General features: G+C 68.4%; 17 protein-coding genes. 4 read left to right on the forward strand and 13 right to left on the reverse strand.

Annotated elements, in window-relative coordinates; all coding sequences use genetic code 11:
- The 4 genes from ABZZ22_RS21905 to ABZZ22_RS21920 form a co-directional block, all read left to right on the forward strand.
- A partial coding sequence (locus ABZZ22_RS21905) for an integrase core domain-containing protein (protein ID WP_354935915.1) occupies positions 1-100 on the forward strand: 100 nt, incomplete at its 5' end.
- Between the two features lie 76 nt (positions 101-176).
- Complete coding sequence (locus ABZZ22_RS21910) at positions 177-947, forward strand: DinB family protein (RefSeq protein ID WP_354935833.1); 771 nt, start codon at positions 177-179, stop codon at positions 945-947.
- 76 nt (positions 948-1,023) lie between these two features.
- Entirely contained in the window at positions 1,024-2,406 is a 1,383-nt protein-coding gene (locus ABZZ22_RS21915) for a cytochrome ubiquinol oxidase subunit I (protein WP_354935836.1), read from the forward strand.
- The gene (locus ABZZ22_RS21920; protein WP_354935839.1) at positions 2,406-3,404 is read left to right on the forward strand and encodes a cytochrome d ubiquinol oxidase subunit II; all 999 of its coding nucleotides are present in this window, start codon (positions 2,406-2,408) and stop codon (positions 3,402-3,404) included. The genes ABZZ22_RS21915 and ABZZ22_RS21920 overlap by 1 nt, the downstream gene beginning before the upstream one ends.
- Here the strand turns inward: ABZZ22_RS21920 and ABZZ22_RS21925 are convergent.
- The 13 genes from ABZZ22_RS21925 to ABZZ22_RS21985 form a co-directional block, all read right to left on the reverse strand.
- A complete protein-coding gene (locus tag ABZZ22_RS21925) occupies positions 3,380-4,147 on the reverse strand; it encodes a helical backbone metal receptor (protein ID WP_354935842.1) in 768 nt (255 codons plus the stop codon). The genes ABZZ22_RS21920 and ABZZ22_RS21925 overlap by 25 nt on opposite strands.
- A gap of 77 nt (positions 4,148-4,224) precedes the next feature.
- On the reverse strand, positions 4,225-7,341 hold the full coding sequence (icmF, locus tag ABZZ22_RS21930) for a fused isobutyryl-CoA mutase/GTPase IcmF (protein WP_354935845.1): 3,117 nt from the start codon (positions 7,339-7,341) through the stop codon (positions 4,225-4,227).
- Positions 7,342-7,442: 101 nt separating this feature from the next.
- The gene (locus tag ABZZ22_RS21935; RefSeq protein ID WP_354935848.1) at positions 7,443-7,937 is read right to left on the reverse strand and encodes a MarR family transcriptional regulator; all 495 of its coding nucleotides are present in this window, start codon (positions 7,935-7,937) and stop codon (positions 7,443-7,445) included.
- Between the two features lie 23 nt (positions 7,938-7,960).
- A complete protein-coding gene (locus tag ABZZ22_RS21940; RefSeq protein ID WP_354935851.1) occupies positions 7,961-8,470 on the reverse strand; it encodes a hypothetical protein in 510 nt (169 codons plus the stop codon).
- Positions 8,471-8,549: 79 nt separating this feature from the next.
- Positions 8,550-8,876, reverse strand: coding sequence for a DUF4333 domain-containing protein (locus tag ABZZ22_RS21945; protein ID WP_354935854.1), 327 nt, complete (start codon positions 8,874-8,876; stop codon positions 8,550-8,552).
- A gap of 112 nt (positions 8,877-8,988) precedes the next feature.
- Positions 8,989-9,888: an ectoine hydroxylase gene (gene thpD / locus ABZZ22_RS21950; RefSeq protein WP_354935857.1), complete on the reverse strand. Its 900-nt coding sequence runs from the start codon at positions 9,886-9,888 to the stop codon at positions 8,989-8,991.
- On the reverse strand, positions 9,885-10,325 hold the full coding sequence (locus ABZZ22_RS21955) for an ectoine synthase (protein WP_354935860.1): 441 nt from the start codon (positions 10,323-10,325) through the stop codon (positions 9,885-9,887). Before ABZZ22_RS21955 ends, thpD begins: the two co-directional genes overlap by 4 nt.
- Before the next feature lie 29 nt (positions 10,326-10,354).
- Positions 10,355-11,665, reverse strand: coding sequence for a diaminobutyrate--2-oxoglutarate transaminase (gene ectB, locus ABZZ22_RS21960; protein ID WP_354935863.1), 1,311 nt, complete (start codon positions 11,663-11,665; stop codon positions 10,355-10,357).
- A 110-nt stretch (positions 11,666-11,775) separates the two neighbouring features.
- A complete protein-coding gene (gene ectA, locus ABZZ22_RS21965; protein WP_354935866.1) occupies positions 11,776-12,330 on the reverse strand; it encodes a diaminobutyrate acetyltransferase in 555 nt (184 codons plus the stop codon).
- Between the two features lie 112 nt (positions 12,331-12,442).
- On the reverse strand, positions 12,443-13,441 hold the full coding sequence (locus ABZZ22_RS21970) for a LacI family DNA-binding transcriptional regulator (RefSeq protein WP_354935917.1): 999 nt from the start codon (positions 13,439-13,441) through the stop codon (positions 12,443-12,445).
- Positions 13,442-13,443: 2 nt separating this feature from the next.
- Complete coding sequence (locus ABZZ22_RS21975; RefSeq protein ID WP_354935869.1) at positions 13,444-14,901, reverse strand: family 1 glycosylhydrolase; 1,458 nt, start codon at positions 14,899-14,901, stop codon at positions 13,444-13,446.
- Complete coding sequence (locus ABZZ22_RS21980; protein ID WP_354935872.1) at positions 14,898-15,728, reverse strand: carbohydrate ABC transporter permease; 831 nt, start codon at positions 15,726-15,728, stop codon at positions 14,898-14,900. Before ABZZ22_RS21980 ends, ABZZ22_RS21975 begins: the two co-directional genes overlap by 4 nt.
- Positions 15,725-16,717 carry a sugar ABC transporter permease gene (locus ABZZ22_RS21985; protein WP_354935875.1) on the reverse strand — a complete coding sequence of 331 codons (993 nt, stop codon included), beginning with the start codon at positions 16,715-16,717 and terminating at the stop codon, positions 15,725-15,727. The genes ABZZ22_RS21980 and ABZZ22_RS21985 overlap by 4 nt, the downstream gene beginning before the upstream one ends.
- Positions 16,718-16,719: the final 2 nt, after the last annotated feature.

Genomic DNA, 16,719 nt, shown 5'->3' on the forward strand with positions numbered 1-16,719 from the left:
AGGATGGGTCCACGAGTACAACCATCACCGACCCCACTCAGCAATCGGGAAGGCCGCACCCATCACCAGGTTGAACAACCTGGCTGGGCATCACATCTAGGCGTCCATCCGGTGGTCGAGCTTGTCGAGACCGAATACTCCGTTGACGAGCCCGCCGAGCCGGTCAACGATGGCATATGCCTTCCGAGCAGCCTGAGCAGACCAAGACGTACGTCGACACCGACCGGTTCCGGGACGCGCTGATCCGGCAGAGCGATGTCAGCGGCCTGGAGATCCGGGACTGCTGGTTCGAGGAGCGGCTGAAGATCGTCGACTGCTTCGGCCGCGACGTCTATCTCGCCGGCGATTTCGGGCGGATCGTGGTCAACGACGTCGACGTGACGGCGTACGTCGAGGCCGAGCTCGACCGGACCGAGCCCAACCGGGTGCTGGCCCGTGAGGCGCAGACCGCCGACGAGATCCGTGCGGCCTGGGCCGCGATCGAGGCGACGTGGGCGGCCACGTTCGAGCGGGCTCGGGCGCTGCCGAAGGAGGTGCACCGTCTCCGGGTCGACAACGAGTGGTCCTTCATCGAGACCCAACGTCATCTGCTCTACGCCAGCGACAAGTGGCTCGGCAACCCTGTCCTTGAGGAGGACGAGCCCTACCACTCGCTCGGCTTCGGCCCCGGCGGCGGCGCCGACGGAGCCCCGGGCATAACCGCCGACGCCGACCCGACGCTGGACGAGATCCTCGAACCGCGCATCGCCCGCATGGCCACGATGCGTGCCTTCGTCGCGACGGTCACCGATGCCGACCTCGACCGGCTCTGCACCCGCAAGCCGATCGGCAACGACCCTGAAGCCGACTACGACGTACGCCGCTGCCTCAAGGTCGTTCTCGCCGAGGAGGCCGAGCACCACCGCTATGCCGTGCGCGACCTGGCCGCGCTGACCTCGCGCGGCTGAGTCCTCAGCCAATCATCAGGCCCGGCTGCCGTGTTGCAGGTGGCAAGGTCGGCCGCAGTGTGCGTAGGGTCGAACCGTGATCGCCGAAGCGCTTGCGTTCGCCGCCGAGGAGCCCGCGGGGCTCCTGCCTGCGCGCCAGCAGATGGCCTTCTCGCTCGGATGGCACATCATCCTGGCCTGCTTCGGCGTCGCCTTCCCGACCATGATCTTCGTCGTCCACCTCCTCGGTCTTCGCGGCAACGAGGTAGCCCTCGTCCTGGCGAAACGGTGGGCAAAGGTCTCGGCGGTGCTCTTCGCGATCGGTGCGGTCTCGGGCACGGTTCTCAGCTTCGAGATGGGGCTGCTCTGGCCGGGCCTGATGGGCAAGTTCGGCGACGTCCTGGGCCTGCCGTTCGCGTTCGAGGGACTCTCTTTCTTCACCGAGGCGATCTTCCTCGGCCTCTATCTGTACGGCTGGGGACGGCTGTCGCCCCGTTTGCATCTCCTCTGTCTGGTGCCGATGGCGGCGGCCGGGATCTTCGGCACCTTCTGCGTGATCTCGGTGAACGCCTGGATGAACATGCCGACCGGCTTCCGCATCACCCCCTCCGGAGACGTGGTCGACGTCGAGCCCTGGAGGGCGATGTTCAACGAGGGCGCGCTGCTGCAGTTCCTACACATGTGGCTGGCGGCTTTCATGGTGGCGGGCTTCGTGGTCGCCGCGGTCTACGCCGCCGGCATGCTCAGAGGGCGGCGCGACCGCCATCACAGGCTCGGCTTCACGGTGCCGTTCGTCTTCGGCTCGGTCGCGGCCGTGCTCCAGCCTGTCGTCGGACACATCCTCGGCATCCGCCTGGGCGAGACCCAGCCGGCGAAGCTGGCCGCCTTCGAACTCGCCGACACCACCGAGCAGCCGGCGCCGCTGCGCCTGGGTGGGCTGATGATCGACGGCGAGCCGCGCTACTTCATCGAGATCCCCAACTGGGGCTCCTTCATCGCCCGCGGAAGCTTCGACCTGCCCGTACGCGGTCTGGACACGTTCCCGGCCTCCGACCTCCCGCCGGTCAACATCACCCATATCGCGTTCCAGACGATGGTCGGCATCGGATCACTGATGATGCTGGCCGCCATCGTCTACTGGCTGCTGCGCTGGCGTGGCCGCGACCTGCTCGAGACCCGCTGGTTCTGCTGGTTCGCGGTCGCCGCGGGGCCGCTGGCGGTGGTCGCGCTCGAATCGGGCTGGGTCGCCACCGAGGTCGGACGCCAGCCGTGGGTCGTCTACGACGTCATGCGCACCGTCGACGCGGCCGGGGACAACCCCGGTCTGTGGTGGGTCTTCGGCACGACGCTGGTGGTCTACACGCTGCTGACGATCGGCGCCGTCCTGGTGCTGCGCTCGATGGCGCGGCGGTGGCGCGAGGACGGTGAGGAGCTCCCCAGCCCGTACGGTCCGGCCGCACTGGCCGAGGACGGCCGCTGATGAGTTTGGAGGTGGCGGTCGCCGCCGCGTTGTTCGTCGGCGTCCTGGCGTACGCGCTCTTCGGCGGAGCCGACTTCGGGTCGGGCTTCTTCGACCTCACTGCCGGTGGAGCGCGGCGGGGTGCGGAGATTCGCACGCTGGTCGATCACAGCATCGGTCCGGTGTGGGAGGTGAACCACGTCTGGCTGATCTACTGCCTGGTGGTGTGGTGGACCGCGTTCCCGGAGTCGTTCGCCGCCGTGATGACTACGTTGATCGTGCCGTTGCTGCTGGCGCTGCTCGGCATCGTGCTGCGCGGAGCGTCGTTCGCGTTCCGGAAGTACTCCGCGACGCTGTCGCAGGCTCGTACGTTCGGGGTCGTCTTCGCGGTCTCCTCGATCATCACGCCGTTCTTCTTGGGCGCCGTCGCCGGCGCGATCGCGTCGGGCAGAGTGCCGGCCGAGGGATACGGCGATCGCTGGTCGTCGTGGGTGAACCCCACCTCGATCTTCGGCGGGATCATCGCCGTCGGCACCTGCGCCTTTCTGGCCGGCGTCTTCCTCTGCGCCGATGCCATACGTGCCGGGAAGCCCGCCCTGGCCTCGACCCTGCGGACCCGGACCCTCGGGGTCGGGCTCGCCACCGGACTGGTCGTCTTCGTTGCGCTGATCCCGATCCAGATGGATGCGCCGACGCTGGCCAAGGGGTTGGAGACCCAGGCCGCGCCGCTGATCTTCTGCTCGTTCCTCGCCGGCGTCGCCACCTCGTGGCTGGTCTGGAAAGGCCGTTTCGCGCTCGCCCGGCTTCCGGCCCTGATCGCGGTGGCCACCGTGGTCTCCGGCTGGGGAGTCGGCCAGTATCCGTGGCTCCTGGTCGACGAGGTCCTTCTCGCCGATGCGGGCGGCGCCGACGCGACCCTGAAGGCGCTGCTGGTCGCCGTCGCGATCGCGGGGGTCGTGGTCGGACCTCCGCTGGTCCTGCTGTTCCGGCTCACTCAGACCGAGCGATGGAGCAGGTAAGCCTTGACGAGGCTCGGGCCGTACCAGGTGATCAGCCGACCGCTGACCAGCTCCGTCTCGGTCTGCCGGAAGGCCTCCGGGCCGTCCTCGGCGGTGAAGACGTACGGCTCGTCGGGCAGCAGCACGGCATCGGCACCCGCGCCGTCGATATCGGCCAGGTCGACGTGCGGATAGCGGTCCGCGTGCTGGCCGAAGACGTTCTCCCAGCCGAGTCGCCGCAGCAGGTCGCCGGTGAAGGTCCGTGAGCCGACCACCATCCACGGGTCGCGCCAGATCGGCACCGCCACCCGGCGGGTGACCCGGGGGAGCGGGCCGCACCACAGCCGGCGTGCCTCCGTGAGCCATGCCGGACGGTCCCAGCCGATCCCGTCGAGGAGGCGCTCCATGGACGCAACCGCCTGGGGCACGGTCTCGATGTCCGTGACCCAGACCCGGACGCCTCGCTCCCGCAGCCGACGTACGTCCAGCTTCCGGTTCTCCTCCTTGTTGGCCACCACGACGTCCGGTGCCAGCGCCGCGATCGCGGCCAGATCGGGGTTCTTCGTCCCGCGCACGCGAGGGACCTCGAGATCCGCCGGATGCGTGCACCAGTCCGTGGCGCCCACCACCCGGTCCGCCGCGACCGAGACGAGCGCCTCGGTCAGCGACGGGACGAGCGAGACCACCCGCGTCGCCGGGCGCGGGCCGTCGTACGGAGTGCCCAGGTCGTCGGATGGAGCCGGATGCTCACCGAGGTAACTCACTCAACGCTCGCTTCCTTCGTGGAACTCCACGAGGGATGTGGCTGTTCACCGAGTCACCTCGGTGAACAGCCACCCCCTCACACGTTCCTGCGGTACTGCCCGCCGACCTCGAAGAACGCCTCGGTGACCTGTCCGAGAGAGCAGACCCGAGCCGCGTCCATGAGCGCGGCGAAGACGTTCTCCTCGGAGGTGGCGGCCCGCTTGAGGCGGGCGATGGCCACTTCGGCCTCGTTGGCGTGGGCAGCCTGGAAGTCGTGGACGCGGTCGAGCTGGGACTTCTTCTCGGTCTCGGTCGCCCGGGCGAGCTCGACGGGGCCGGCCGGCTCGCCGTTGGTGTCCCGGACGAACGTGTTGACGCCGACGATCGGCAGCGTGCCGTCGTGCTTGCGGTGCTCGTAGAGCATCGACTCGTCCTGGATCTTGCCGCGCTGGTAGCCGGTCTCCATCGCGCCGAGCACGCCGCCACGCTCGGAGATCCGGTCGAACTCCTTGAGCACGGCCTCCTCGACGAGGTCGGTGAGCTCGTCGATGATGTAGGAGCCCTGGAGCGGGTTCTCGTTGAACGCCATGCCCCACTCGCGGTTGATGATCAGCTGGATCGCCAGCGCGCGCCGCACCGACTCCTCGGACGGGGTCGTGACGGCCTCGTCGAAGGCGTTGGTGTGCAGCGACTGGGCGTTGTCGTAGATCGCGATGAGCGCCTGGAGGGTGGTGCGGATGTCGTTGAAGTCCATCTCCTGCGCGTGCAGGGAGCGGCCCGAGGTCTGGATGTGGTACTTCAGCTTCTGCGAGCGCTCCGAGGCGTTGTAGCGGTCCCGCATCGCGACGGCCCAGATCCGCCGGGCGACTCGGCCGATGACCGAGTACTCCGGGTCCATCCCGTTGGAGAAGAAGAAGGACAAGTTGGGCGCGAAGTCGTCGATGTCCATGCCGCGGGCCAGGTAGGACTCGACGTAGGTGAAGCCGTTGGCCAGCGTGAAGGCGAGCTGGGAGATGGGGTTCGCCCCGGCCTCGGCGATGTGATAGCCGGAGATCGAGACGGAGTAGAAGTTGCGTACGCCCTGCTCGATGAACCACTCCTGGATGTCGGCCATGCAGCGCAGCGAGAACTCCGTGGAGAACAGGCAGGTGTTCTGGCCCTGGTCCTCCTTGAGGATGTCGGCCTGCACCGTGCCGCGGACCGTCTGCAGCGCCTTCGCCGGGTCCACGCCACGCTCACGCGCCTGGTCCATCACGGTGTTGAGGAAGAACGCCAGGATCGTCGGAGCGGGTCCGTTGATCGTCATCGACACCGACGTCGTCGGGGCCAGCAGGTCGAAGCCGTCGTAGAGCGCCTTCATGTCGTCGAGCGTGGCCACCGAGACGCCGGAGGTGCCGACCTTGCCGTAGATGTCGGGGCGTACGTCGGGGTCGCGGCCGTAGAGCGTCACCGAGTCGAACGCGGTCGAGAGGCGGGTCGCCGGCTGGCCCTCGGAGAGCAGCTTGAAGCGGCGGTTGGTGCGGAACGGGTCACCCTCGCCGGCGAACATCCGCGCCGGGTCCTCGTTGGCCCGCTTGTAGGGGAAGACACCCGCGGTGAACGGGAAGACACCGGGCAGATTCTCGTTGCGCAGGAACCGGGTCAGCTCACCGCGGTCGGTGTAGCGAGGGGTCGCCACCCGCGGGATGTAGTTGCCCGACAGCGACGTCCGGCCACCCTCGTCGGCGGCGTACGTCTCCTTGGTCTGCTCCCACGACGAGAGCTGCTCGCGCAGGTCGTCGGGGAGCTCGGAGGCGGGCGCCTCGAGCTCGGGGTGGTCCTCGGCCACGATCTCGTAGGCCTGCTCCTTCCGCGCCGCGGCGACGAGCTCCAAGGTGCGGGCGTGGTAGTCGCGTACGTCGCCGGCGATGTCGGCCAGGTAGCGCACCCGTCGCTCGGGGATGATCGGGTGGAGGCCGGTCGAGTGGCGGGTCGAGACGCGGGGGAGGACACCCTCGCTGGCCGCGAGCCCCGCCTCGGCGAGCAGTCCGCGCAAGTGCTGGTAGAGCGCGGTGACGCCGTCGTCGTCGAAGGCGGCGGCCGAGGTGCCGAAGACCGGCATGTCATCGGGGGAGGAGGTGAACGCCTCCCGGTTGCGGACGAGCTGGCGGGACACGTCGCGCAGCGCGTCCTTGGCCCCGCGCCGCTCGAACTTGTTGATCGCCACGACGTCGGCGAAGTCGAGCATGTCGATCTTCTCCAGCTGCGAGGCGGCACCGAACTCGGGTGTCATCACGTAGAGCGAGACGTCGACGAAGTCGCTGATCCCGGTGTCGCCCTGGCCGATGCCCGGGGTTTCGACGATGACGAGGTCCACGGCGGCCTTCATCACCGTGAGCACGTCGGCGAAGTGCTCGGGCACCTCGTGACCGCCGCGGGTGGCCAGGGAGCGGTAGTAGGTCGTCGAGCCGCCGTCGCTGATGGCGGCGAGGGAGTTCATCCGGATCCGGTCGCCCAGCAGCGCACCGCCGCCGCGCCGCCGGGTCGGGTCGATGGCGAGCACGCCGATGCGGATCTTGTCCTCCTGGTCGATGCGCATGCGCCGGACCAGCTCGTCGGTCAGCGAGGACTTGCCGGAGCCGCCGGTGCCGGTGACACCGAGCACGACGGCCTGGTCGGCCTCGCCCAGCCGCGTCAGGAAGTCCTCCGGGAGTCGGCCCTGCTCGGCACCCGTGATCGCGCGTCCGATGGAGAGCCCGTAGCCCGCGATCACGCCGTTGGGGGTGATCGGGAAGGTGGGCCACAGGTCGCGGTCGACGTCGCGCACGACCGTGTTGATCATCCCCGGGAGCCCCAGGCGCTGGCCCTCCTCGGGGGAGAAGATCTTGACGCCGGAGTTGGCCAGCCGCTCGATCTCGTAGGGAACGATGACGCCGCCGCCACCGCCCACGACCTTGACGTGGCCGGCGCCCCGGTCCTTGAGCGCGGTGACCAGATACTCGAAGAACTCCACGTGGCCGCCCTGGTAGGAGGAGACCGCGACGCAGTGGGCGTCCTCCTGGACGGCCGCGTCGGCGATCTCGGTCACCGAGCGGTTGTGACCGAGGTGGATCACCTCGCATCCCTGGGCCTGGAAGATCCGGCGCATGATGTTGATCGCCGCGTCGTGCCCGTCGAACAGGCTGCTCGCGGTCACGATCCGAACGTGGTTCTGCGGGATGTGGAGGTCGGACATGAGCGGTGCTCCCAGGGAATAGTTGGACGTCCAAGTATTTCCAGCATAGGTCGTCCGTCACATACTCGCCAGTACGCGACGTCGACCCCGAAGCGCGGGACTCAGCCGACCGAGTCGCCGGCGGCCGCCCGCAGCTCGGTGAGCAGCCCGGTCAGGCCAGGGACGTCCTCGATCCCCGGCTTCTCGAAGACCTCGGAGTTGAGCGAGATCGTGGCCGCCTCGACCGCCTCGCGTCCGGTGCCGGTGATCGCGGCGAGGACCACGCGGCCGTCGGCGGCGGAGCGGCTGCGGCGTACGAAGCCCTGCTTCTCCAGTCTGGCGACGGCGCTGGTCACCGAGGCGGGGTGGACCTGAAGGCGGGAGCCGAGCTTGGCCATCGGGAGCTGGCCCTCCTGGGTGAAGGAGAGGAGGCGGAGCACCTCGTAGCGGGCGAAGGAGAGGTCATGGGGGCGCAGCGCGGAGTCGATACGCTCCATGACGAGCTGATGCACGCGGACGAGCGATGTCACCAGCGCCATCCCGTCGGCGGCATCTGCCCAGCCGTGCGCGATCCACTGTCGTTGCGCCTCACGGATGGGGTCCATGGCGGTCAGCATCACACAAAGTGTGTGCGATGTGGTTACGACGGCGTGCCGAAGGTGCCGAGCAGGTTGAGGATCACCGCGAGCCCGATGACGGTCGCGATCACGGAGAGCGTGACGACCAGGCCGACCGCGAGCGAGAAGGCCGTCCCCTCGTGCCGGGCGCCGCGCTGCTGCAGCGCGTAGAGCCGGGCGACGCTGGTGATCAGCGTGCGCCCCTCCTCGGCGTCGAAGCGGTACTGGTCCATATCGGGGACCGCCTCCGGGTCGTGCACGGTCCACACGCCCTGGTCGGTCTGCTCGTCATCGGGCTCGATGCGGCGTACGCCGGTCTTCTGGGTGTGCGGCTCGTCGGCGAACCAGACGACGCTGCTGGTGTCCTCGATGATCGCATAAGACTTCCGGGACGGCATCGTCACGTGGTAGGTGAAGACCCAGCTCAGCTTGGCCTCCTGGAACTTGGAGTGCCAGCGCCCGTTGGCCAGGTCGAGCGCCACGTCGAATCCGCGCGCGGTCTCGGTCGCCGTGTAGGGCGTTCCGTCGCACACGCGCGCGACATGGTCGAAGAAAGGCCTCGTATGAGGGGACACGATTCAACAGGCTATCTGTTCCGAGGACTCTGTGGGCTCACTCCGTGGCGTTGGGCGGCACGTCGATCTTGAAGCGGACCCGGTCACCGTCGACGTTGTCGACGGTGATGATCGCGTCGTACTTCTCGCCCTCGGAGGTGAGGACGCAGGTCATCTCGGTGCCGACCTTGCCCTCGAGGTCGCCGGGGCAGTCGAGGTTCTCGGGGGTGACGCCGATGGCGTTGGTGAGCTGCTCGGTCGCGATCCGCTCGACCGTCTTCTCCTGCACGTAGTCCTTGCTCGAGCCGCAGGCCGTCAGGGAGAGCGACAGGGCGAGCAGGGCCGCGCCGTTCATGGCGCCCGAGAAGGCGCGGGTCCGTGTCATGGGCTCAGACTATGCCGACCAGGACCACCCAGAGGTACGCAGCACCAGATCCGGCGCGAGGATGCGCCCGGCCGCCGACCCCGAGGGGGCCGGCGGCCGGGCGGCGGAGCGGTCAGCTCACCGGAGTGAAGTCGCGGGCCCCGATGAACGTGGGCCGCGGCCGCGGAGCCGAGAACGGCTCGACCGCGGTGTTCTCCACGCTGTTGAACACCAGGAACACGTTCGAGCGCGGGTAGGGCGTGATGTTGCCGTTGGACCCGTGCATGCAGTTGCAGTCGAACATGATCGCGCTGCCGGCAGCGCCGGCGAGCACGTCGATCCCGTGGACGTCGGCCATCTTCGTGAGCGTCTCCTGGTCCGGAGTCCCGGCACCCTGCATCACCAGCGAGGACTTGTAGTTGTCCTCGGGAGTTGCGCCCCCGCACGAGACGTACGTCTTGTGCGTGCCGGGCATGATCATCAGCGGCCCGTTGAAGGAGTGGTTGTCGGTCAGCGAGATCGAGATGCTGACGGTCCGCATCCGGGGCAGGCCGTCCTCGGCGTGCCAGGTCTCGAAGTCGGAGTGCCAGTAGAAGTCACCGCCGCCGAAGCCGGGCTTGGCGTTGATCCGGCTCTGGTGGATGTAGACGTCCGAGCCGAGGATCTGCCGGGCCCGGCCGACAACGCGCGGGTCGGCCGCCAGCCGAGCGATGACGTCGCTGGTCCTGTGCACCTCGAAGATCGAGCGCACCTCCTGCGAGGCGGGTTCGATGATGGTGCGCTCGTCGGCCCGGGTCTCCGGGTCGTCGCTGAGCCGGCGCAGCTCGGCGCGCAGCTCTTCGACCTCCTCAGGCGTGATGAGGTCGGGAATGCTCAGATAGCCGCGCTCGTCGAAGGAGTCGAGCGTCTGCTGGTCCATCGGCCCGTCGGCCGTGGTGCCCCAGACGACCGGGTCCAGGCGGGGGAGCGAGCTGAAGCCCTCCTCGAGGCGGGTGGGGTACACGTCCTCGACGTGTTCGATTGCAGCGGTCATGCAGTTACCTCCTCTGTCGTGTTGCCGGTCTCGGCGTCGGGCTCGGTGAGGAGCGGGTAGACGCCGTTCTCGTCGTGCACCTCACGGCCGGTGACCGGCGGGTTGAACGTGCAGATCAGACGCAGGTCGGTCTTGGCGGTGACGGTGTGCTTGTCGTGCTTGTCGAGCAGGTAGCACATCCCGTCGCGGATCTCGTACGTCTCTCCGGTCTCGCGGTCGAGGAGCTCGCCCTCACCGCCGACGCAGTAGACGCACTCGATGTGGTTGGCGTACCAGAACTCGTTGGTCGTCCCGGCGGGGATGTTGGTCTCGTGGAAGGAGAAGCCGACCCCCTCGCGGGCCAGGACGATCCGGCGGCTGCGCCAGACACCGTCCTCGGACTCGACGCGTACGTCGCGGTCGGTGTCGTTCAGGTCTTCCAGGTAGGTGACGCGCATGTTCTCTCGTTTCTCGTGTCGCGGAGAGGTCAGGCCGGGCTGCCGTCGCCGAGGACGGACGCGGTGGCCTCCTCGAGGATGGCGAGACCGCGGGTGAGCTCCTCGGGTGCGGCGGTCAGCGGCGGCATCGTCTTGAGCACCTCGTCCTCCGGCCCGGAGGTCTCGACCAGCAGGCCGCGCTCGTACGCCGTCGCCGCGATCTTCCCGGCCGCACTGGCGTCCGGGAAGGCGATGCCGGTCAGGAAGCCACGACCGCGGACGGTCGCACCCTCGTACCGCTCGGCGATCTTCGTCAGCCCCGCACGAAACTCGGTGGCCTTCGCCTGGACGTCCTTCTGGAAGGAGTCGTCGGCCCAGTACGTCTCCAACGCCGCCCGGCCGGTGACGAAGGCGAGGTTGTGCCCGCGGAAGGTGCCGTTGTGCTCGCCGGGCTCGAACTGGTCCAGCTCGGGCCGGAACAGGGTCAGCGCCATCGGCAGACCGAAGCCTGAGATCGACTTCGACAGGCAGACGATGTCGGGGGAGAACCCGGCCTCCTCGAAGCTGAAGAAGGTGCCGGTTCGCCCGCAGCCGGCCTGCACGTCGTCGACGATCAGGATGATGTCGTACTCACGGCACAGGTCCGAGAGCGCCTTGAGCCACTCCAGGCGGGCGGCGTTGAGGCCGCCCTCGCCCTGCACGGACTCCACGATGATCGCGGCCGGCTTGTCGACGCCGGAGCCGCTGTCCTGGAGCACCCGCTCCAGCCACATGAAGTCGTCGACGACACCGTTGAAGTAGTCGTCGTACGGGATCTTCGAGCTGTTGGTCAGCGGGATGCCCGCGCCCTTGCGCTTCATCGAGTTGCCGGTCACGGCCAGCGAGCCGAGCGTCATCCCGTGGAACGCGTTGGTGAACGACAGCACGTGCTGGCGCCCGGTCACCTTGCGGGCCAGCTTGAGAGCGGCCTCGACGGAGTTGGTCCCGGTCGGTCCGGGGAACATCACCTTGTAGTCGAGGTTGCGAGGCTCGAGGATCAGGTCCGAGAAGGCCTGCAGGAACTCCCGCTTAGCGCCGGTGTGCATGTCCAGCGAGTGCACGATGCGGCCCTCGCGCAGGTAGTCGAGCAGCGGCTCCAGCAGCGCGGGATTGTTGTGCCCGTAGTTGAGCGCTCCGGCGCCGGAGAAGAAGTCCAGGAACTCACGTCCGTCCTCGCTGGTGACGGTGGAGCCTTGGGAGTGGATCATCACCGCAGGCCAGCTGCGGCAGTAGCTGCGGACCTGGGACTCCAGGGAGTCGAAGATCGCGGTGCCGCCAGCCTGAGGCGTGTCGGTATTGGTGGGTTCGGTGGTCGTCGTCATGGGTGACACCTCCGGGTGTCGTCGATCCCGAGAACGCGGGCACAACGCCCGTCGGACCGGGATGCGGTCGGTCGGATCGTGCGGTCGGGTCGTGCGGTCGGATCGTGCGGTCAGAACGGACCGATGCGGAACAGCAGCTCCGCGTCGTGTCCGTCGGGGAACATCGCGGCCTCGAAGAGCGGCGTGCGCTCGATCGGGGCGCTGCGTGCGTTCGCGAACGAGGTGAACAGCGCGATGGAAGCGCTGTTGTCCGCGGTGATGGTCGTCTCCAGGTGGCGTACTGCCGGGTCGCCGGAGAGGCGACGTACTGCAGGATCGCCGGAGAGGCGACGTACTGCAGGATCGCCGGAGCGGCGGTCGACGAGATCGTCGAGCATGCGGCGGGCCAGGCCCTGACCGCGGTGTCGCTCGTCGACGGCGACCTGCCAGATCATCAGAGTCTCCGGCTCGTCCGGGCGGCGGTAGCCGGTGACGAATCCTCCTGGGTCGTCATCGACGGTCGCGACGATCGATGTCGCCGCGAAGTCGCGTGCCCACAGTAGGTAGGCGTACGAGGTGTTGACGTCGAGTACCCGGCTTTCCCGTGCCATCCGCCACATGTGCTGACCGTCCTCGAGGTGCGGTGAGCGGAAGTCGACTCGGGTAGCCGACTCCGGGTGGGGCACGCTGCCAGTCGAATTGCGATGTGGCATCGCGTCAGGACGTTAACAGCCCGGGGGCTGGGATGCCGGGGAGGGGTCCGTACTCCGATATGCGAGCGGACGGGCGGCGCGCCGGTCAGGCAGACGTACGCCGCACCAGTTCCGGCGCGAAAACGACCCGCAGCGGGTGGGTCGTGGTGCCGTCGAGCTGGGAGAGGAGGAGCCGGACGGCCTCTCTCGCCATGTCTCCTATCGGGTTCTTGACCGTGGTGAGCGGGGGAGTGGTGCGCTCGGCGATGCCGAGGTCGTCGTAGCCGACGACCGCGATGTCGTCGGGGACGCGCCGGCCGGCCCGGCCGAGCGCGCGCAGCGCGCCCGCGGCCATCAGGTCGGAGGCGACCATCAGACCGTCGATGTCCGGATGGTCGCGCAGCAGGATCTCGCAGGCGGCCTCGCCGCCGTCCTCGGTGAAGTCGCCCTCGACGAGCGCGTCGGTGGCGAGCCCGGCAGCGTCGAGTGCGGCCCGCCAGCCGGCGGCCCGATCGATGCCGGCGCTCATGTCGGCGGGGCCGGTGATGGTGCCGACGCGGCGGCAGCCGCGCTCGATCAGGATGTTGGTGACCTCGCGAGCGCCGGCGACGTTGTCGGGGTCGGTGTAGAAGACCTTCTCCGCGCCGGCCAACGGCCGGCCGATGAACGAGGCCGGCAGCCCGATGCCGGCGAGGTGGTCGGCGAGAGCGTCGTTGCGGTGGTGGGAGACGACGATCGCGCCGTCGACGTGCCCGCCACGCAGATAGCGCAGCGTCCGCTGCATCTCCTGGCCCGGCTGGGCGATCAACAGCACGACCTGCAGGTCGCGCTGGGCGAGAGCCTGGGTCACCACGTGCAGGGTGCGGGCGAAGAACGGGTCGGCGAAGACCCGCTCGTCTGCCTCGGGGATGACCATGGCGACCGAGTCGGTGCGTCGGGTCACCAGCGACCGCGCCGCCGGGTTGGGCGTGTAGCCGAGCGAACGGACGGCTTCGGCGACGGCGTCGGCGGCCTTCGCGGAGACGCGCGAGCCACCGTTGATCGCGCGCGACGCGGTCGCCCGGCTGACACCAGCCAGCCGGGCGACCTCGTCGAGCGTGGGCATGTTCACGGGCGCGCCGGAACCCGGTTGTTGGCGGCGACGTCGGCGAACCAGAGACCGCTGTCCTTCGGCGTACGCACCTGGGTCTCGAAGTCCACATGCACGATCCCGAACCGGTGCCGGTAGCCGTAGCTCCACTCGAAGTTGTCGAGCAGCGACCAGGCGAAGTAGCCGCGCACGTCCGCGCCCTGCTCCATCACGTCGAGGGTCGCGCGCAGGTGCTTGTCGATGTAGTCGAGGCGAGCGGTGTCGTGCACGGCGCCATCCTCCACCACATCATCGTAGTAAGCGCCGTTCTCGGTGATGTAGACGGGCGGGGCCCCGTACTCGTCGCTGAGGCGGGTCAGCAGGCGGGTCAGCCAGACCGGGTCGATCTCCCAGTCGCGGTCGGTCGTGGGACGGCCGGTGCGCGGGGTGACGAACTCGGCGCCGGGGTAGGGGTTCCCTCGCGGCAGGTCGGAGTGCACGAGCCGGCTGCCCAGCACCTGGTCGGGGTCGATCTCGAACGGCTTCGCCGCGATGGCGTTGCCGAAGTAGAAGTTGATCCCGAGCACGTCGAGCGGCGCGGAGATGACCTCCAGGTCACCCTCGAGCACCCAGTCCTGCCACGGCCGGCCCTGGAAGGTGAGCCCCTCGGTGTCCGCGGCCAGGTCGTCGGCGTACTTGCCTCGGAACAGCGGCTCGAAGAACACCCGGTTGTGCAGGCCGTCGATCCGCCGGGTCATGTCGACGTCCTCGGGACGGTCGGCGTCGTAGGGGTCGACGACCGTCGGGTTGAGGGTGATGCCGAGGTGCTTGCCGTTCTCCGGCGTCGCGCCACGGCTGCGCAGCTCGTTGACCACGAGACCGTGCCCGAGCATGAGGTGGTGGGCCGCGACGATGCCGGCGACACCTTCCTGGCGGCCCGGCGCGTGCTGGCCACCGGAGTAGCCGAGGAACGCCGAGCACCACGGCTCGTTCAGCGTCGTCCAGTTGTCGACGCGATCGGAGAGGGCGTCGTATACGGTCGTGGCGTACTCCACGAACCGGTAGGCGGTGTCGCGGCTGGTCCAGCCGCCCTGGTCCTCCAGGGCCTGCGGCAGGTCCCAGTGGTAGAGCGTGACCCACGGCGCGATCTCGGCCTCGAGGAGCTCGTCAACCAGACGGCTGTAGAAGTCGAGTCCGGCCTGGTTGACCTTCCCGCCGTCGGGCCGGATCCGCGGCCACGCCGTCGAGAACCGGTACGAGGCCAGGTTGAGGCGCTTCATCAGCGCGACGTCCTCGGGGACCCGGTGGTAGTGGTCGCAGGCCACCTCGCCGGTGTCGCCACCCAGGACGGCGCCCGGGACTTTGGAGAAGGTGTCCCAGTTGCTGGGTGTGCGTCCGTCCTCGTCGACGGCTCCCTCGATCTGGTACGACGCGGTGGCTGCACCCCAGAGGAAGTTCTCGGGGAAGGTGCGGCCCTGGGGGGTCGAGGTGGTCATCCTTTGACGGCTCCTTGCATGATGCCGGACACCAGGTGGCGTCCGGTCGCGATGAACAACAGAAGTAGGGGTACGGTCGCGAGGATCGTTCCGGCCTGAACCAGAGCCATGTCGGCATGCCCCTGACCGGGTGCGACCTTGAGTGCATCGAGCGCGGTCTGCAGCGTCTGCACGTCCGAGCCCTGCAGCACGATCAGCGGCCACATGAAGTCGGTCCACACCTGCATGAAGGTGAACAGAGCCAGGATCGCCATCGCCGGTCTCGCCGCCGGGATGGCGACGGTCCAGAACGTACGGATCATGGACGCGCCGTCGACGCGGGCCGCGTCGATGAGCTCGTCGGGGATCGCGTCGATGAGGTACTGCCTCATGAAGAAGACACCGAACGCGGTCACCATCCACGGCAGGATCACGGCGGGCAGCGTGCCGGTGAGCCCGAGGTTGGAGAACTGCTTGAGCATCGGCACCAGGGCCAGCTGGGTCGGCACCGCCATGGTGGCGACGACGAAGATCATGCCCACCTGGGAACCGCGGAAGCGTAGCTTGGCGAAGGAGTAGCCGGCCAGGGTCGAGAAGAGCACGACCGAGACCGCCGATATCCCGGAGACGATGATCGAGTTGAGCAGCGCCGACCAGAAGTCGATCCGGTCGAAGACTCGGGCGGCGTTGTCGAGGAAGTGCCCTCCCGGGATCAGCGGCGGCGGTGCTTGGATCGCCCGCTGCCGGGTCACCGAGCCGATGACGAAGGACCAGTACAGCGGGAACGCCGAGCCCAGCAGGAAGGCTACGAGCAGGCCATAGACAAGGAATCCTGGACGTCTGGTCATGCGAGATTCCTCCGTTGTACGGCCCGGGTGACCAGGAAGTTGATCAGCGCGATCCCCACGATGATGAGGAAGAGCACCCAGGCGGCGGCGGCCGCACGTGGGTACGGGTTGGTCGTGGTCTGGGCGGTGTTGAAGACGTACATCGTCAAGGTCGTGTACTGGAAGTCGGAGCCGCCCTGGAAACGCAGGTTGGTGTCGAAGATCCGGGGCTCGGTGAAGATCTGCAGGCCGCCGATGGTCGAGGTGACGATGACGAAGATCATCGTCGGCCGGATCGAGGGCAGGGTGACGTGGAGGAACTGCTTCACCTTGGAGGCGCCGTCGATGTCGGCCGCCTCGTAGAGGTCCCGCGGGATCGCCTGCATGGCGGCGAGGATGATCAGCGCGTTGTAGCCGGTCCAGCGCCAGTTGACCATGGTCGCGATCGCGGTCCAGCTCGCGAACCGGTCGGCATGCCACGGCACCTTCGGGAGGCCGAAGCCGTCGAGCGTCTGGTTGATCAGTCCGGTGCCGTCGGCGAAGATCGATCCGAAGATCATCGCCGACGCCGCAGGGGCGACCACGAAGGGCAGCAGGATGCTCATCCGCCACAGGGTCCGGCCCCGGAGCCGGGTGTCGAGCAGGGCGGCGAGGATCGTCGCCACGATGATCTGCGGCACCGAGGAGAGCAGGAAGATCCCCATGGTGTTCCAGAAGGCCTTGCGGAAGACCGAGTCACCGAGCACGTGGGCGTAGTTGTCCCAGCCGACCCATGGGCCGACCTCGGACCCGTAGGCGGGCCAGGAGAAGAAGGACAGGTAGCCGGTGTAGAGCATCGGGTAGAGCCCGATGAGGGCGAAGACCAGGAAGAACGGCGCGATGTAGACGTACGGCGAGAACTTCAGGTCCCACCGGGAAAGCCGGTCACGCCAGGTCTGGCGGCGGGGGGACGCCCCGGCCGAGGGCGCCGTGGTGGCGTTCTCGACCGGGGCGGATGTGGTGGTCGGCATCG

Source organism: Nocardioides sp. NPDC006273 (assembly GCF_040613495.1).
GTDB lineage: Bacteria > Actinomycetota > Actinomycetes > Propionibacteriales > Nocardioidaceae > Nocardioides.